The organism is Gilvimarinus sp. 2_MG-2023 (assembly GCF_030547685.1).
GTDB lineage: Bacteria > Pseudomonadota > Gammaproteobacteria > Pseudomonadales > Cellvibrionaceae > Gilvimarinus.
The window spans coordinates 1-17,148 of record NZ_JAUOQM010000024.1; the positions used below are offsets into that span (position 1 = coordinate 1).

A 17,148-nucleotide genomic window follows, 5' to 3' on the forward strand; every position below is an offset into this window, starting at 1 on the left:
CAGACATAAAAAAAGCGCCTTTAGGCGCTTTTTTTATGTCTGTAATAGTTAAATTAGCTCGGCGGGTTTAATTTGGCCAGTGCCTGGCGAACCAGCTGAATGTAACGCCGTTGCTGCAGTATAAAAAACAACGGCAAAATAATGAATAGCATAATAAGAGCAGAAGCATCCTGTGACAATGACAATGCCGGCGCTACAAACACCATAAAAAGCACAGAAACGATAAACATGATGGCAAATTGCATTATGTTGCCACGCCAGCGCGTGAGTTTTTGATCGGGGCCAAAGGCCAAGGCCTTTGCTTCGGTTAAGCGGTTGGCTTTTTCATCGTCGGGTAGGTCATGTAGCTCCGGAAAGTGTTTGAACTCTTGTTTACGTGCCATAAATAAGTAACCGTAAAAAGGTCGAAGTCTAGCGTGCTCAGGGTTATTGTGCAAAAAATATGATTTGCACAGGTCAAATAACAAAATCTTAAGTATGCAGGCTTGGTAATAAAAAACTGAACTAAAAAAACAATAAAAAAGCAATGACCTTAAGCGTAGGTTGCGCTATAAAGTCACAAAGCGCAGGTTATTAATAAACACTTTGGGGCAGGCATTAAAAGTATATTTTTCGTCTGTTTCTTGTTGACGCGTACTTAACGCGGGTTCATTGAGGGGTGTGATTATGGCGAGTCAATACGACGAAACCGAACAGAATCTGGATCAGAACGACGATATGGAATCTGAAGAGACAGAAGCGCTTAGCGTGGCAGTTACCGGTAAGGTTCACTCTGCGGAAGATTACAATATTGCCTCGCGAGAAAAGCTTCGTACCGAGCTTTCCTGTCAGATAGAAGCCTTTTTGGCTCGCGGCGGAAAAATTAATGAAATTCCCAACCATCCAGTGTCCAGCCGGCCGGGCAAACCTGCCAGCGACTTTACCGGCAGCTTGATGTAGTCAACTTTCAAACGCCTGTTGGGCAATGTCTCAGCGGTATGGTTTTGGGATGCATTAGGCATTGTCGCCTTGGGCAATTATGACTGTTGGGTGATATGCCCAAGGCGCGTTTAAAACCCTAGGTGGTCGTGTATCTCCCTAATGAGTGGCCACTGAGTAGTTTCTTGCGTAGCCTAAAAGGCCATCAACGCCACCGCGAGCACACTTAACACGCCGCCGATCACAATTAACAACCCGTCCTTGGCGACTATGCCTAAAGCCAGCAATACCATAATGCCCGAAGGTATAGCCGCAGCAAAAGGAATAGGCCCGAGTGGAATCAGTGCCAGTGCCAAGCCAATGCATAAAAGAGCGGTGACTTTAATGCCTACAGCGCCCAATAAAAAGCCTAAGCGCGGCTTTAAGACCCGATCAACCGGTGTTGTATAACGCTTTGCTGGCCGCAAAACTTTATCCACAGAGGATCGCTCGACTTCGATTTTTCGCAATCGCTTGGGTAGCCACGGCGTGTTGCGGCCCAGCAATATTTGCCCGGCAATTAAAATAATCACTATCGCCGCTACAATAGGCACACCGGGAATCCCCCCTGTGGGTAAAAAAGTCACCAGTGCCGGCACCAAAAGCATTGGGCCAAAACCTCGATGGCTCGCACTTTCTAGCACATCGCCGACGCTGAATGAATTCTGGCTGCTGGCGCCGAGAATGAGGTCAATGGTTTGGGTTAAACCGCCTTGCTGTGTGTTAGCCATCATTCACCTACTGCTCGTATTTAACAGACCACTGATTCACTTCATCCTCAGCGGCTTGTCGGGTGATGCCGTAGCGCTCTTGTAAGCGTCCGACCAGTTTGTCGCGCTTGCCGACCACTTTTTGAATATCATCGTCAGTTAAACGTCCCCACTGTTCTTGCACACTGCCTTTCAGATGTTTCCAGTTACCCTCAAATTGCTCGGTGTTCATAGAGTCCTCCTGTCGGCTTGAAGTTAAACGCAATAAAGCAAAGAACAGTCCAGTCGTGTGCCGAGATCCGCTGGGCTGTGTTTTAGCCTGTTCGAGTGGGGGGCAGGCAAGGGTTGTTTTGGTAAAAAGCAGACTGAGTATAGATTTTTTATAAAAATTACACAGATTTTGGTATTTTAGGGAGTATAAGCCAAACATTAAGGGGAGCGGGTTAACCCGCTAAAGCGTATGTGGGTATGGTTTTTGTTGATTGTTCCATCACTGTTGACGGGCGCTATTTGCGCGTTAATTTCTCGCGGTTTCATCAGCGCGATTCTCGCTGGTGCCTTGCCTTGGCTGGGACTATTAGCCGCTTTAATTTACAGTGTTTACTTCACGCCTTATGAGGGCGGAGGTGCCAGCTTGTGGTTAGTGGCACAAGTTGTCGGTGGTACAGTAGCCGCGGCCTGTGGTTTTGCAGGCTTTAGCTTGGTCAAGCAGTTGCGTTCGGACAAAGGCTAGTCTGAAAAATAACGTTAACACGCCTTGCTATACGTGGCAGAATAGCCACAACGAACTATAACAAAAGCGTCGCGAGCGGCTCTCAAGGCTTGGCTTCGCCCATAGGATGGCTGGATGAAAGATCGCAAACCCACATCGTTCGATATCGCATATCAAGCGGGCGTGTCTCAGGCGACAGTATCGCGGGCACTTAGTGATAGCCCGCTGGTCAATGAAGAGACCAAGCAGCGTATTAAGGAGATTGCCCGCGAGCTCAACTACAAAGTCGATAAAAACGCGCGCAATCTACGCTCACAGAAAACCCGTACCATTGCCCTGTTACTTAACGAAGATCACGGCACCGGTGATTCACTGATCAACCCTTTCTTTCTGTCCATGGTGGCGAGTATTATCCGCGCCAGCGCCACCCGCAACTACGATGTTCTGATTTCTTTTCAGCAGTTTAGTGACGACTGGCACGCCGATTATGAAGACGCTAATCGCGCCGACGGTATTATCTTTTTAGGGTACGGTGACTACACCACCTATGTCGAAAAGCTAAACCATTTAGATGAACAGCAGGCTCACTACATTACCTGGGGGCCGGTGTTGCCGGGCCAGCCGGGAGTCTCCATTGGTTGCGACAATTTCAGCGGTGCTAAGAAAGCCACTGAGCACCTATTGGGGTTGGGCTACCGGCGCATTGCTTTTATTGGCGGTATTTCAGAGGGCAGCCCGGAGTTTCGTCGTCGCTATCAAGGCTACTGCGCGGCTCTTGAACAAGCTGATTTAAGGATTGATTCGCAACTGCAAGTAGACGCTGAAACATCGGAAGATTCCGGCTATCAGGCGGCGGTGTCACTGCGCAACGATGGGGTGGCCTTTGATGCCGTGCTCGGTGCCAGCGATTTAATTGCCATCGGTGTTATGAAAGCGTTGGAAGAGAAGGGCGTACGCATTCCACAAGATATAGCGATCATGGGGTTTGACGATATACCCATGGCTGCTTATACCTATCCACCGTTATCAACAGTGCAGCAGAACACCAAAATCGCAGGTGAGTTGTTAGTGGAAAATCTATTGAAGCTGATGGAAGGTGAAACGATTGAATCGTTTTTAATTCCGGCGCAACTAGTGGTTAGAGGGTCTTGTGGCGGCAGGTCCAGTTAGCTGTATTGCATATACCACTGAATGCTTAAGATCTATTACGTTGAAGACTAAACAATAGCCGAATAGCGATTGCCACACTGTATAATTGTATATAGCTTAAGGTAGTCAATTTGGGATCTCGGCAAAAATTTTTAGCGGAAATTACATTATCAATAAGTCTCATTTAATAAATTTAATCCGTACAAAGCAATGAAATCAGACCCTAAGAAATTACTAGAAAAGAATCGTGAATTGGTGCACTCGGAGGCGATGAAGGTGGTGTCTCACGTTCAGCGCGAGCAAGGCGAGTGGATGTTGCATACGGTGATGATAGAGGGGTGTGATATACCGTTTAAGTTTAAACGTAAAGATAAATATCAAAGTTTAAAGGGTGCACGTGTCAACATCACTTACTACCCGGAGGCCGAAATGGTTGCGGGGTTGCGTTTTGAAGTGATGAAGGTTGTGCGGATTAAACGCGCCTAAAGACTTTAAATATTACTTCGCATTGGGGTGGCGCGTTTTACAGGCTCACCCCTAACGTTGTAAATCTGGCGACGGTTACTCCCCCACATCATCTACGTTTAAGGTAAAACCTGCTGCCAGTAAAAAACAGCCGCTCGCTAAGGCCAGAGCATAAATACTGCTGCCAGCGAAGACAGTACTCATAACAAGCCCTAAAATACTGGCCGCCAGTATTTGCGGAATGACAATAAAGAAATTAAAAATTCCCATATAAACGCCCATCTTATGGCCGGGCAAGGCGCAGGAAAGCATGGCGTAGGGCATAGAGAGAATTGACGCCCAGGCAATACCAACACCCAGCATAGAAGCCAGTAACCAGTTGGGGTCGCGCACAATTAAAAAAGAAAGAAAACCCAAGGCACCACAGGCGAGATTAATACTGTGAGTTATTTTACGCCCCAGTTTGCGTGCCATAAGTGGAATAATAAAAGCGGCCAGCATGGCGTAGCCATTGTAGGAGCCTTGCAGTACCCCGGCCCAATCTGCGCCCTGGTTGAACAATTCGCCTGAAGTGTCTGTGGCGCCAAAGTGATGACTGGAAACCGCAGGGGTTAAATAGATCCACATAGTGAATAAGGCAAACCACGAGAAAAACTGCACAACTGCCAGTTGCACCATAGTGCGAGGCATATGGAATAGGTCGTGTGTTATTTGATATACCCCGTGCTCAGTGCGCCGATTGTTTTGCAACCAGCCGGCGGCCAGCTGTAACATCGCAAAACCGCCGCAGCTGCCCGCTAGAATATACAGTTCGCCCTGCAGGGCAAAACCGGTAATAGCCGCAGCGCCTAGTACGCTTAGCAGCAGCCAAACTAGGCCGCTTTTATGGTAGAAGCTGGCGGGCTTAAGGGTGGCCGTTTCCTTGGTGTCGACTTGCCCTTCAGCGCTGTTGAACTTCGCCAATTGTTCAGGCGAGTATTCGCGGGTGGTTAGTATGGTCCAGCCGACGGCCAGTAGTAAGACAACTCCGCCCAGGCTAAACGACCAGATAACTGAATCGGGTACAACGCCCACAGCGGCCGTATTACTGACACTCCAAACGTTGGTCATAAGCCAGGGCAGGCTAGCCGCAACCACCGAGCCTACGCCAATAAAAAACCCCTGCATCACAAATCCCAGAGTACGCTGTTTCTGCGGCAGCATATCGCCCACAAACGCGCGGAAGGGCTCCATGGAAATATTAATGGAGGCGTCCATAATCCACAGCATACCCGCGGCAATCCACAGGGTGGGGGAGTGCGGCATAAACAACAGGGACGCCGTAGTGAGCAGTGCGCCAATTAAAAAGTAGGGACGGCGGCGCCCCAAACGGTTCCAGGTTTTATCGCTGAAATAACCAATAATGGGTTGTACCAGCAGTCCGGTTAAAGGCGCGGCGACCCAAAGAATGGGTAGCTCATCAATCGAAGCTCCCAGAGTTTGAAAAATACGGCTGACATTGGCGTTTTGCAGGGCAAAGCCAAACTGAATGCCAATAAAGCCAAAGCACATGTTCCAGATTTGCCAAAAACTGAGCTCTGGCCGGGTGTTCGCGGTGGTTGTCATAGCGTTTCTCGTTATTTTATTGCACGGCCGGCCGCAACTCGTGGGTTGGGCCGGCTATTGTCACCGTAAAGCGTTAGGGGTTTTGATAGCGCTCGCCTACCGGTGGATAGTAGTCCCACACTTGACCGTCGCTGAGTGAGCGCAGCAGTTTAATGTATTCGGCATGGGTCCAGGCCAGGGGTGTGGCGGAATTAGTACCCTGGCCCATCTCGTAGCCATAAACTTGGTTACTGCCTACGCCGTCCCAGACTTGTTCGGGCAGCATAAGCCCTTCATTGGCAAAAAATTCCATGCTGGCGACATACTGATCTTTTAGCGTTTGTATTTTACCGTCACCCTGCTGGTTGTTGTGTGCCAGTTCATAATGAGCGCGCTCGCCAGTTAAAAAAGGCCATACCCGGCCGCGTTGATCGCTGTGATTTTGGCCGTTTTCGCCGTAGCCTGCGCCGTTGCCGGTGCGCTCGCCGTAGCCATCCCCTCCGTAGCGGCGCCAGCCAACATAAGTGTGTTCGCCGGCGGGGAAGTCGTACTTCACTTGCAAAAACTCGGGCAGGTCGGTGTTATCCACTTCATTTAATGATTCGCGGATGGGACCAAAACTGGCGGAGTGTACGCCGTATCGCACGAGCTCTAAAAACCCCGGATCGACGATATCGCTCTCGTTGAGCGCAATTTGCCCATTGCGTTCGGTTAAAAGGCTCTGGTCGTTAGGGTCTTCGTTGCTGTTGATGCGCAGGTAATACTGGCCGTCGGGAGGCAAGGTGCCCTGGGTGGTAAACGCGCGGGGTTCGAGTGCAGCGCGATACTCGTCAGCCTTGGCTAAAAACAGTTCAGCTTCGTTACTGTTGCCAAATGCCTGGGCAAATTCGGCGGCGGTGACTAGCCCGGCAATGGTGGCTGCGGTGGTTGAAGACGAGTGCCCGGCTTGCTCTTCCCACCTTTCTTGTTGGGTAAACGGTGGGGTAATGCTGGTGGTATTCCAGCCTAGGGCGATATCGCCACCGTGGCTAAGAAACTGCGCCGCTGGTTTTAACATCTGGTTGTACCAGTGCTTGGCTTCGGCGTCGGACAATACATTCGCTTGCCAGAGCTTCCAGCCCAGCATAATGGGCATGGCCGTTTGGTCTAACTGAACGGCGTACCACTCGAGTGTGCCATCGACATGGGTTTTCTGCAAAAACCAGCCGGGGGCACCAGTGTAGCCGGGGGTATTGGGGCCGGCTTGAACGTGACTGAGATATTCAAACGCGACTTTGGGTGTTTGGGTGTCACCTAGCGCTAAAAAAGCCATAGCAACTTGGTAGAAGTCGCGCGGCCACACGGCTTTATAACCAGTAGAGGGCTCGGTAGCGGCAACCACATCGCCCCAGGGGTTCGATAAAGAGGCAATCAGCGCCCCGGCGTGGGTTTTATCTTCCTGAGCTTTTAATACCAGCGCGCTGGCATAGGCGAGTTCGCCGCCGTCGGTAGCGCTTGCGGCAAGCCGATCCAGTGGTTGTAGGCTGGCGATATAGTCTTGCCAGCCAATGTAATCACCCTCGCCATTATAGTGAGCGAGCACCTCGTCAAAGCCGCGGGCTAATGTGTTTTGGGCGCTGGCCGCAGCGGTTTTGGGTGAGTCGCCAAAACCATAGGCAAAATCCCATACAATAGTTTCGCCATCCGGAGCTTTCAGGCTCTGGCTGATACTGACGTTGCCCGGTGTACTGCCGGTGTCGGTAAAGTGCCAGTCCTGCTGGCCATTTAGCATGTCGGTTGGCAGGTCGGACTCACCCACAAAACCAACAGCAAGTTTGGCGTTTTGGGGGCCGACTAGGGCCATGGCGGAGTCGCCCTCTTGCGCGTAGGCAATTTGATCGGCTACCCAGGCGCGATCACCGGTGCCGGTATTGGCGATATGAGGGTTGGTGACCAGATGGGCCTGAATGTTAGGTTCGTGTGCGGTAAAGCGTACGCGTTGTAATAGGGTGTTGTGGGAAGGGTCTGTGACCAGAAACTTTTCTATGGTGTAGCGCCCTTCTACATCTCGGTTGATGATTTTATAGGCCAGTGATAGGGGGCGGCTTTGACTGTCGGTGTGCAGATACTGAATGTCGCTCAGAGTATCTTCCGATTCTAGGTCGGTAAAGTTATCGCCGGTGATAACAAATTGTGAGTCCCTGATTTGGGCTTCATGAATCAGCCCTGCCATGGTTTCTGTCAGTACGCCCTGCGCAACGGAAAACCACACCCGAGATACTGCACCCGTTGCGGCCTTATCGCTGTAAGCGCCCTGGTGATACTGCTCGTAACTGGTGCCAATACCGGTTTTGCCCGAGTAGGCCCAGGTGGGGCTAGCGCCAGGTGCGCCGTGGGCAGTTGTTTGTCCGGCTGCTGAAGGCTTAGGGTCGGGACCCTGACAGGCTACCAACGAGCAGGCGCCGAGCAGAGCCAGTGTTGTTGTCATTGCGCGATGTAACATCATTATTATCTCTTATTCATAGGGGATAGCTTCACACAATAATAGACGTTATCGCGGCTCTCAATAAATTACATACGTATTCAATGACTTTGCATGGCTGCATACGTATGCAGTGTGTTGCGTGCAAAAGTCGTAGTGAACTAATCTTTATTGCAAGGTAGGTAACAACTGACAATAACAAAGCGCAGGCACACCGGTGAGTGGATCTGGCAGAGGATTTTTTATGCAACAGCAACCCTGGTGGCGAGGCGCCATAATCTATCAGGTGTATCCACGCTCTTTGATGGACGCTAATGGCGACGGCGTGGGTGATCTTCCGGGTATTATTAATCGATTGGACTATATCGCATCGCTCGGGGTGGATGCCATTTGGGTCTCCCCCTTTTTTCGCTCGCCGATGAAAGACTTCGGGTACGACATCAGTGATTATCGCGATGTAGACCCATTGTTTGGAACCCTAAATGATATAGATGAGCTTATTCAACAAGCTCACGCGCGCGGCCTTAAAGTGATGATTGATCAGGTGTTGAGTCATACCTCCGATCAGCACGCGTGGTTTCAGCAAAGCCGGGAAAGCCGCGATAACGAAAAATCGGACTGGTATGTCTGGGCGGACCCTAGCGAAGACGGTACTCCCCCTAATAATTGGCTGGCCATTTTTGGTGGCAGCGCTTGGGAGTGGGAGCCGCGTCGCGGGCAATATTATTTACATAATTTTCTCAAATCACAGCCGGATTTGAATTACCACTGCATCGAAGTGCAAGCGCAAATGCTTGACGAAGTCGAGTTTTGGTTGCAGCGCGGTGTCGATGGCTTCCGGCTGGATGCTATTAATTTTTGTTTTCACGATAAAAGCCTCCGCTCGAATCCGGCCAAGCCTGTTGATGAGCGAGAGGGGCGTGGTTTTAGTGAAGATAACCCCTACGCTTTCCAGCGCCATATTTACGATAAAACGCAACCGGAAAACCTGCAGTTTTTGCAAAAGCTACGCGCGTTGTTTGATCGCTATGATCAAATTGTTAGCTTGGGCGAAATCTCTTCCGAAAATTCGCTGCAAACCATGGCTGACTACAGCCGCGGCAACGATAAGCTGCACATGACTTACAGCTTCGAGTTGCTAACCGACGATTTTTCTCCACAGTATATTCGCGATACGGTTTCGACTCTGGAGTCCAAGCTGGCTGAAGGTTGGCCGTGTTGGGCGGTGGGCAACCACGATGTGGCACGTGTTGTGTCGCGTTGGGGGGGCGCTAAAGCCGGTGATGCCTTGGCCAAAATGGTTAACGCAATGTTGTTTTCTCTGCGCGGAAGTGTCTGCTCCTACCAAGGTGAAGAGCTGGGTTTGCCCGAAGTCTCCCTCACACTTGAACAGCTGCAGGATCCGTATGGCATCACCTTTTGGCCGCGCTTTAAGGGCCGGGATGGCTGCCGCACACCTATGCCTTGGGGTGATACTGAGCACGGCGGTTTTTCTAGTGTTGAGCCCTGGTTGCCGGTAGTAGAAGAGCACCGCAGGCGCAATGTTGCTCGGCAAATTAAAAATCAGAGCTCTGTGTTAAACGCGTATCAGCGTTTTACCCAATGGCGTAAGGAGCAAAATTCACTTCGCTATGGCGATATTGAATTTGTTGATCTGAATAAGAATGTTCTGAGCTTTTATCGAACCTTTGCTGGCGAGCGAGTCCTTTGCTGTTTTAATTTTAGTGAAGAGTCTTGCGAAGTGACCTTACCAGATGATTCTAATCAGGTGCTAACAGGGCACGGGTTTGATTTTAAATTGACAGGCAATAAGCTTATGTTGCCAGAATTTGGGGCAAGTTTTCTGCAATGCTAGCCGATTAAACATCGAGCGGCTGTCGAGTGCAACGCCGGCAGCCGCTTATTGAAAATCCCTGCAAACAACTTCAATAAATCTTCCTGCCAATCGGCCTCATTCTTTCTTCAAAATCTTCAAGTTGTCACTTTTTAGTACACTGTGGGAAAGGCTTATGGGCGTCATATGGCCGATCAAAAAGCCGCAAAAATGCCGTGTGGTCTGACTGACAAATGAATACGTATGTAATCACGCCACTGTTAGCTATTGAATACGTATGCAGTGTATTGTTCGGGGGTGGGTGTCCAACTAGTATTAAACAACAGAGACTACTGAGCCACACACTTTATATTGACAGTAGAAATCTCCTACACAGAACAATAAATTAGATCTCCCGGCGAGAGGACACCAAAATGATAAAACGTAAGTTCAACCCCACCCTGGCACTTCTGCCCATGCTGACGATGGCCGCAGGCTCGGCCAATGTCTATGCTCAGGGCGATGAGATGCTCGAAGAAGTTGTGGTACAGGGCTTTCGCTCCGTAATTCAGCAATCCCAGGCTATTAAGCGCGAATCGACCTCGGTAACCGAAGCGTTGACGGCTGAGGATATCGGTAAACTACCCGATACCAGTATTGCCGAGTCACTGGCCCGCTTGCCCGGCTTGGCCGGTGAGCGTCGCGACGGACGCACCAGCGGCTTGTCGGTACGTGGTTTTAATGAGAACTATGTAGGCACCACACTCAATGGCCGTGAACTGTTGGGTATGGGCGATAATCGCGGTGTTGAGTACGACCTTTACCCTGCAGAGATCATTAATCAGGTGGTTGTGTATAAAACACCGGAAGCCAGCTTAATGACCCAAGGTGTGGGTGGTACGGTGGATATGCGTACGATCCGTCCGCTGGATTACGACCGCATCGTCGCATTTAATGCTAACTTCGAGCAAAACGGTAAAGAATCAGCCAACCCGGATTTTGACGATAGCGGCCATCGACTGGCATTCACTTACTCCGACTCTTTTGCCGATGAAACTTTAGGTGTTTCTGTTTCTCTGGCTTCTATGGAATCGCCCAGCCAGGAAGAGTATTTTCGCGGTTGGGGTTATGCCAATGTAAACCCGGATGCAGCGGTAGAAAATAGTATTACCCTGACCGGTGATGAAGTCATTTTGGGCGGTCACGACTCGTTTGTGCGCTCGGGGCTTATGGAGCGTGAGTCGGTTGCTGGTGTTGTCCAGTACGAGCCGAGTGAGCGTTTGAGTATCACCGTAGATGCGCTCTATATCGACTTTCGTGAAGACAAAGTATTTCGCGGGCTGGAAGAGGGGGGTGCCGAGTGGGGTACGGGCGATTACACGGTTACAGGTTTGGATAATGGCCTGGTTACCACGGGTTATTACGACGGTTTTCACAGCGTAATTCGCAATGACGCCGAGCGCAAAGATGCCGAGTTAACCACCGTGGGGGCCAATGTTGAGTTTGCGATTACTGATGATTGGAGCCTGGCGTTCGATGCTTCTATCGGTGAAGTCAGTAAAACCATTACCAATATTGAAAGTTATTCAGGTGTGGGGCGTGCCCAATCAGCGACTCAGGGAGCCTTGACCCCACGCGCCTGGACCATGACCGATACCGGCGTTATGTACAGTGCCCACCCGAGCCTGTCAGCGCCAGATTTGTCTGACCCCGATCAAGTTCGCCTTGCTGGGCCTCAGGCGTGGGGCGGTTCACTGGCGCCGGTGCAAGACTTTCAAGCCAGCGATGGCCAGCCATTGAACTATGTCAGCGCTCAGGATGGTTTTGTTAATAACCCCGATTTTGATGAGTCTCTGGACAGCTTTCGCTTAACGCTAAATGGTGAAGTTGATTGGGGTGTGGTGAGTGGTCTGGAAGTGGGTATTAATTACTCCGACCGGTCAAAAACCAAAATCAACCAGGGTGCATTTCTGACGGCTCCGACCTGGCCAAGCGATGGTCCAATTCCAGAAGAGTATTACGTGGGCAGTGCCAATCTGGATTTTATTGGCTTAGGTAATATGGTGGCCTACGATGCTATTAGCCTATACAACAGCGGCTATTACACCGAAACGGCGGCTGAGGAGTTAGAGACCGGTCGTGAGGGTGATACTTATACGGTCGATGAAGAAATTACCACCGTTTACGCAATGGCCGATTTGTACGCTGAACTTGGCTCCGTAGAAATGACCGGTAATATCGGTGTGCAGTATGTTGATACCGAACAGATGTCCTCCGGTTTCAGTTCTTTTACCGGGCCAGACTTGTATGTATTGGCGACACCGGTCAGCGGTGGCGACAGTTATGATAAAGTTCTGCCCAGTATGAATCTGAACTTCCGCTTAGCAGAAGATCATACCCTGCGCTTCGCCGCGGCAAAAACCATTAGCCGTCCGCGTATGGATGATATGCGTCCTAATACAACGGTCACGTTCTCATTTAACGATGCACAGATTCTGGAGACTTCCGATATCAATAACAGCCCCTGGAGCGGTAGTTCGGGCAACCCCGAATTGCGCCCTTTAGAGGCAAATCAATATGACCTTTCTTACGAGTGGTACTTCGCCGCCGATGGTATGTTCGGCGCCGCTGTATTTTACAAAGATTTGGTGAACTGGCACCGAGAAGGCGAGACCGTATCTGATTTTACGCCTTACTATATTCCCGGCTATCACCAAAGTGCCAACACTGGAGAAGGGCCTGCTTTATTTGAAGGCATCGTAACCAATCGAGAAGATGGTTTAACCGGTGAAGTGAGCGGTGTTGAACTACAAGCGAGTCTGCCTTTTCATTTGTTTAGTGAAACGCTGGATGGTTTTGGTCTGCTCGCCAGCGCCACTTACAATGACGGTGAGTTAGATGATGGTGGCGACGTACCGGGATTGTCGGAAGAAATTTTCCAGTTGACAGCTTATTATGAGCGCGGTGGTTTCGAGTTCCGTGTCAGCGGTCGCAAACGTTCGGAATACCTCACTGAGACGCGCGGCCAGAGCCTATCCTTGGTGGATACTCGCAGTCAGGGTTCGGAGTTGTGGGATGCACAAATCGGCTACAACTTCAGTGAGTCTGGTATTGAGTCACTGCAAGGTTTAACTGTGACTTTGCAGGCGCAAAACCTGACCGACGAAGATACCGTGCAGTTCAATGAAGGTGACTCTCGTCAGATTACGCAGTATCAGAGCTTTGGCGCTAATTACCTGTTAGGTTTGAACTATAAGTTCTAAGCAACTCTATGAATTTTTACTATGCTTAGATGTACTTAAAAGGATGCTCGAAAGAGCATCCTTTTTTGTTTGTGACGGATAATAATGAATGGCCGATAGAGCCAGCAGCGCCCGGAAATTTAATAGTTTTTTGGGGTACTATTTATAAGTGGAGTGTCGGAGTGCAGAAAACGGTAGAAAAAGTGGTCATTGTTGGCGGTGGCACCGCCGGTTGGATGAGCGCCGCGTTACTTAAAAAAGTCCTTGGCTCTGTAGTAGATATTACCCTAATTGAGTCAGATCAAATTGCAACGGTGGGGGTGGGTGAGGCGACGATTCCACCCATTCAGCATGTTAACAGCGTGCTCGGTTTGGATGAGGCTGAGTTTTTACGCGAAACCAAAGCCACACTAAAACTGGCAATACAATTCGAAAATTGGCATCGCCAAGGGCAAAGCTACTTTCACACTTTTGGTGCCGCCGGTCAAAGCAGTGCGTTTTGTCAGTTCCATCATTACTGGTGTCGAGCGAGTCAATGGTCTGATACGAAAAGTTTGTGGCATTACGATTTAAATTACCTGGCGGCCAGTGCCGGTAAGTTTTCCAAGTTGCAAACCGAAGATGCGCGGCTGGACATGCCTTACGCTTATCATTTTGATGCATCACTGTACGGCCAGTACTTGCGCAAAATCAGTGAGGGCTTAGGGGTGGTGCGCCAAGAAGGCCTGGTGCGTGATGTGTTGCTAAACCCGGACTCCGGCGCGGTAGAGCAACTATTACTCGACAGTGGTCAAAAAATTGCGGCGGACCTCTATATCGACGCCAGTGGCTTTCGAGCCTTATTGTTGCAAAAGGCGTTAGGGGTGGGTTTTGATGACTGGAGTCATTGGCTGCCCTGCGACACGGCAGTGTCTGTTCCCTCGGAGCGGTTTGAGCAAACCTTGCCCTACACCCGTTCCATAGCGCGCGAGGCGGGTTGGCAGTGGCGTATACCTTTGCAGCACCGCAACGGTAATGGACTGGTTTATTGCTCACGTTTTATGAGCGATGATCAGGCAACACAGACCTTGCTAAACAATCTGGAGTCAACCGCACTGGCCGAGCCAAGAATTAATCGTTTTCGCACGGGCAGGGCGCGGCAGCAGTGGCAAAAGAATGTGATTGGCGTCGGTTTGGCGAGCGGTTTTCTGGAGCCATTGGAGTCAACCAGTATTCACTTAATTCAATCGGCAATCGTGCGCTTGTTGCGCTATTTTCCTCACCAGGGGATTCAGTCCGATGTGGTAGCTCGGTTTAATAAAGAGTCGAAGCGAGAGTACGAGCAGGTACGGGACTTCCTTATTTTACATTACACGCAGAATAACCGCAGTGATTGTGATTTTTGGCGGCAAATGCAAAGCTTGCCGTTACCTGATGCATTGCAGCAGAAAATCCAGGCGTTTACTGCTCAAGGTGTATTGATTCGCGACGATCAGGATTTATTTGCCGAGTCCTCTTGGCTGCAGGTTATGCTGGGGCAAGGGTTAGTGCCGCGCGATTATCACCCTCTTGCCGAACGGCTCGATAAAACCCAGTTACAAGCGTTTTTTCAGCAGACGCATCAGCTTAAATCGGCGGCGGTTAAGAAGATGCTGGCTCACGATGAGTTTATTGATCGCTATACCCGGCAGTGAATACGTATACAGTGCTTTCATCGTCAATGAATACGTATGTAGTCTCTTGAGAGAGGTGGGTATACGTATTAATCTGATAATGTTCTCTCAAGCAATAACCTGGATATGGGCATAGTTCGGGTTAGATGGAAGTATTGAGTTAACGTGCTTTTATACATGACGCTTTTCATTACGATTGGGCGCGGCTTTGGCTGCGCTTTTTTTTTGATTTCAATCCAGATATTTTAACCGCGCCCCACTGGACGCGGTGATAATGATTATGAAATAGACTAGAGCCGGATAATACAATTACTCACAGGGTGTATATGTTTTAGGATTATCATTCCAGTTCGGATTTAGCCAGTCCGGGCCCAGTCGTGGGGATTTTACTTTGTCGCTCCAAACCAGCGGTGCAGTCATCAACGATAAATCGGCGCCAGCGCCGTCAAGTTGTTCATAAACCATATCGCCAGTACCAAATGCATCGCAACCGGTTAATGTTTTTTTGGAGTTTTCTGTAATCCCGTTTTTCAACGCTGGTGAGACTCGTCCATCGGTTATATTGCCTTTAATGCTAGTAAAACTTGGGGCGTATTCCGCTTTGTCGGTCCCGTGTTCGTTGCCGTACTCTGACTCTGGATTGAAGTCAGCACTGATGGCGAGCCCTTTTACCCAATTCGCATCCGAAGGCTGTACATCCATCTGGAATACAAGGTTGTCGACAAAGGTAATCTGCTTGGGCGGGCGCGTCATGCTGAGCTTCCCGCGGTCATACCACGTTGATAGCATCACCGGTTGCGCAGAGCGGATAACGGTGTTGTTTTTTATCACCGGTCGCTCGCTGAGTTGGTAGCCATTAATATTGGCTTCGTCGTCCTTTTTTGAGTAAGCGGCAGGCAAGCCAAGAGCGGGGCGGTACGGGGAAGATTTGCCGCCGCCGGCAACGCTGTCCATGTAGTTGTTAATAGCTTGGTTGTCGTCTCCAATCATACGTATACCGGCGGTACCTTCTTCACCCGCCTGGAAGAACCAGTTATAGGCGACAGTATTTTTATCTCCGTGTCGTAGGGTCAGGCCTGCGGATGTGTTTCGGATGGTGTTGTGACGGAAGGTATTGTCAGAGGATTTGTTGGAAATAACTTCCGGTTCACCTTTAATCGCGGCATCATAAAAAAGATTGTTTTCAACCAGTACTTTAGCAACCACATGCTGCATTTTGGATTCGCCAATTAGCAAAGCCTCACCACCGTTGCCGATGGTTTTTCCTGCATTGCGAGAGGCAAAGTAATTGCGGGTAATTAGGTGCGAGACGGGAAGTTCTTCGTTATTGGCGTGTTTTAGCTGGACTTGCAGTACACGGCTGTCGGATTTTTTGGCGCCAAAATAGTTATATCGAATGACATTATTGTAACCATAAATTTCAATCCACTTGTATTCATTTTGAGCCCCTTCTGGGGTTTCGTTGTCGATTCTTACCCGCTGCAACACGCACGCTTTACACATGTCTTTCGATTCACCACTACTAGAGCCTGCTCTGCGGTTGGCAATGATGGGGCGTATTTTGTTTTTATAGGTGGAGTAGTTAACATCTTGAAAATCAAATCCGTCTACCACAATATAATATCCCCAGTAGCGAATCCAAGAAGCACCGGTTAAAACAACTTTGCCAGGGGTCTGCGCTCTTAAAATGATTGGCTTAGATTGCTCACCTCGACCCTGTACGTTGATTTTTAAATCGTGATAGGTTCCGTCGGGAATAATCACGATGTCACCAGCGTCTAGGCCTTTATGGGTCCAAGTTTCTTCACCGGAACCTTCGTAAACAATAGATTTGGAAGATGCTAACGGGCTAAAACACAAAGCCAGTACAAGGGCGGCGAGTGTGTTTGTTGTTATTCGTATCATAAAAACTCCACTTCAGGTTTGAGAAATTGGACAATAGGGCATTTTTAATGCTTGTGTGATTGCACCTCAGTAGAGGCGGGTCTGGATGTTTTGTTATTAAAACGATGGCTAATAATTTTATGTTCTGTCAGCTTAATATTTAACAATTGGGTCGAAGTTATATGCGTAAGTGACAAGTGCCTTGTTGGTTATGAGGGGCTATTGTGGCCTGAGCTACTTATACTTTCGCGACCAGTAAGTCCGGTGTTAGCGCTTCAATCACCGGCGGATTATAAAACCACGCAGAGCTTAGTATAACTGGAACTTCCCAGGCATCCTAGAGGGAACGTTTATACGCCCGGTAGGCCCTATCAGACCGCTTATTTATGAAAGCTTATTGAAACCACATAGTTTATTGGGCATTAGAAGTAGTGGATAAAAAATTGATAATTCCTAACAACCAATAACTCTTATAGATAATGAAATCAGACTTCAAAAAATTACTGGGAAAGAACCGTA

Annotated in this window: 13 protein-coding genes; 7 read left to right on the forward strand and 6 right to left on the reverse strand. The window is 49.4% G+C overall.

Translation table 11 applies throughout. The features are described 5' to 3' along the window. Nucleotides 1-53: 53 nt before the first annotated feature. Nucleotides 54-383, reverse strand: a complete 330-nt coding sequence (locus Q4526_RS05615; protein ID WP_215975921.1) for a hypothetical protein — start codon at nucleotides 381-383, stop codon at nucleotides 54-56. A 283-nt stretch (nucleotides 384-666) separates the two neighbouring features. Between Q4526_RS05615 and Q4526_RS05620 the strand changes: the two genes are divergently transcribed. Continuing rightward, nucleotides 667-939 (forward strand): hypothetical protein, encoded by a 273-nt coding sequence (locus Q4526_RS05620; protein ID WP_215975922.1) that lies wholly within the window; start codon nucleotides 667-669, stop codon nucleotides 937-939. A gap of 173 nt (nucleotides 940-1,112) precedes the next feature. Here the strand turns inward: Q4526_RS05620 and Q4526_RS05625 are convergent, their stop codons facing one another. Together Q4526_RS05625 and Q4526_RS05630 are read right to left on the reverse strand one after the other, a co-directional pair. Beyond that, nucleotides 1,113-1,688: an exopolysaccharide biosynthesis protein gene (locus Q4526_RS05625; protein WP_303609550.1), complete on the reverse strand. Its 576-nt coding sequence runs from the start codon at nucleotides 1,686-1,688 to the stop codon at nucleotides 1,113-1,115. A 7-nt stretch (nucleotides 1,689-1,695) separates the two neighbouring features. After that, complete coding sequence (locus tag Q4526_RS05630) at nucleotides 1,696-1,899, reverse strand: CsbD family protein (RefSeq protein ID WP_215975924.1); 204 nt, start codon at nucleotides 1,897-1,899, stop codon at nucleotides 1,696-1,698. 243 nt (nucleotides 1,900-2,142) lie between these two features. Here Q4526_RS05630 and Q4526_RS05635 point away from each other — a divergent pair, with 243 nt between their 5' ends. The 3 genes from Q4526_RS05635 (at nucleotide 2,143) to Q4526_RS05645 (ending at nucleotide 4,014) form a co-directional block, all read left to right on the forward strand. Next, nucleotides 2,143-2,400 (forward strand): hypothetical protein, encoded by a 258-nt coding sequence (locus Q4526_RS05635; protein WP_303609551.1) that lies wholly within the window; start codon nucleotides 2,143-2,145, stop codon nucleotides 2,398-2,400. 114 nt (nucleotides 2,401-2,514) lie between these two features. After that, on the forward strand, nucleotides 2,515-3,549 hold the full coding sequence (locus Q4526_RS05640; RefSeq protein WP_215975926.1) for a LacI family DNA-binding transcriptional regulator: 1,035 nt from the start codon (nucleotides 2,515-2,517) through the stop codon (nucleotides 3,547-3,549). Between the two features lie 189 nt (nucleotides 3,550-3,738). Next, nucleotides 3,739-4,014, forward strand: coding sequence for a hypothetical protein (locus tag Q4526_RS05645; RefSeq protein ID WP_215975927.1), 276 nt, complete (start codon nucleotides 3,739-3,741; stop codon nucleotides 4,012-4,014). A 75-nt stretch (nucleotides 4,015-4,089) separates the two neighbouring features. Here Q4526_RS05645 and Q4526_RS05650 read toward each other — a convergent pair whose 3' ends face one another. Together Q4526_RS05650 and Q4526_RS05655 are read right to left on the reverse strand one after the other, a co-directional pair. Beyond that, complete coding sequence (locus Q4526_RS05650; protein ID WP_303604922.1) at nucleotides 4,090-5,598, reverse strand: MFS transporter; 1,509 nt, start codon at nucleotides 5,596-5,598, stop codon at nucleotides 4,090-4,092. Between the two features lie 73 nt (nucleotides 5,599-5,671). After that, entirely contained in the window at nucleotides 5,672-8,062 is a 2,391-nt protein-coding gene (locus Q4526_RS05655; RefSeq protein WP_215975928.1) for a glycoside hydrolase family 15 protein, read from the reverse strand. 220 nt (nucleotides 8,063-8,282) lie between these two features. Here Q4526_RS05655 and Q4526_RS05660 point away from each other — a divergent pair, with 220 nt between their 5' ends. From Q4526_RS05660 to Q4526_RS05670, 3 genes are all read left to right on the forward strand, one after another. Then, on the forward strand, nucleotides 8,283-9,893 hold the full coding sequence (locus Q4526_RS05660) for an alpha-glucosidase family protein (protein ID WP_215975929.1): 1,611 nt from the start codon (nucleotides 8,283-8,285) through the stop codon (nucleotides 9,891-9,893). Between the two features lie 392 nt (nucleotides 9,894-10,285). Further along, entirely contained in the window at nucleotides 10,286-13,114 is a 2,829-nt protein-coding gene (locus tag Q4526_RS05665) for a TonB-dependent receptor (protein WP_215975930.1), read from the forward strand. A 161-nt stretch (nucleotides 13,115-13,275) separates the two neighbouring features. Beyond that, a complete protein-coding gene (locus tag Q4526_RS05670; RefSeq protein ID WP_215975931.1) occupies nucleotides 13,276-14,766 on the forward strand; it encodes a tryptophan halogenase family protein in 1,491 nt (496 codons plus the stop codon). A gap of 288 nt (nucleotides 14,767-15,054) precedes the next feature. On the opposite strand, the gene Q4526_RS05675 is transcribed toward Q4526_RS05670, so the two are convergent. Continuing rightward, nucleotides 15,055-16,650 carry a polysaccharide lyase 6 family protein gene (locus Q4526_RS05675; RefSeq protein ID WP_215975932.1) on the reverse strand — a complete coding sequence of 532 codons (1,596 nt, stop codon included), beginning with the start codon at nucleotides 16,648-16,650 and terminating at the stop codon, nucleotides 15,055-15,057. Nucleotides 16,651-17,148 lie beyond the last annotated feature (498 nt).

What these genes read in the sequence shown, in the direction of transcription:
- Q4526_RS05615 (WP_215975921.1), bottom strand. Translation starts at nt 383, where the DNA reads ATGGCACGTAAACAAGAGTTCAAACACTTTCCGGAGCTACATGACCTA.
- Q4526_RS05620 (WP_215975922.1), top strand. Translation starts at nt 667, where the DNA reads ATGGCGAGTCAATACGACGAAACCGAACAGAATCTGGATCAGAACGAC.
- Q4526_RS05625 (WP_303609550.1), bottom strand. Translation starts at nt 1,688, where the DNA reads ATGGCTAACACACAGCAAGGCGGTTTAACCCAAACCATTGACCTCATT.
- Q4526_RS05630 (WP_215975924.1), bottom strand. Translation starts at nt 1,899, where the DNA reads ATGAACACCGAGCAATTTGAGGGTAACTGGAAACATCTGAAAGGCAGT.
- Q4526_RS05640 (WP_215975926.1), top strand. Translation starts at nt 2,515, where the DNA reads ATGAAAGATCGCAAACCCACATCGTTCGATATCGCATATCAAGCGGGC.
- Q4526_RS05645 (WP_215975927.1), top strand. Translation starts at nt 3,739, where the DNA reads ATGAAATCAGACCCTAAGAAATTACTAGAAAAGAATCGTGAATTGGTG.
- Q4526_RS05650 (WP_303604922.1), bottom strand. Translation starts at nt 5,598, where the DNA reads ATGACAACCACCGCGAACACCCGGCCAGAGCTCAGTTTTTGGCAAATC.
- Q4526_RS05655 (WP_215975928.1), bottom strand. Translation starts at nt 8,062, where the DNA reads ATGATGTTACATCGCGCAATGACAACAACACTGGCTCTGCTCGGCGCC.
- Q4526_RS05660 (WP_215975929.1), top strand. Translation starts at nt 8,283, where the DNA reads ATGCAACAGCAACCCTGGTGGCGAGGCGCCATAATCTATCAGGTGTAT.
- Q4526_RS05665 (WP_215975930.1), top strand. Translation starts at nt 10,286, where the DNA reads ATGATAAAACGTAAGTTCAACCCCACCCTGGCACTTCTGCCCATGCTG.
- Q4526_RS05675 (WP_215975932.1), bottom strand. Translation starts at nt 16,650, where the DNA reads ATGATACGAATAACAACAAACACACTCGCCGCCCTTGTACTGGCTTTG.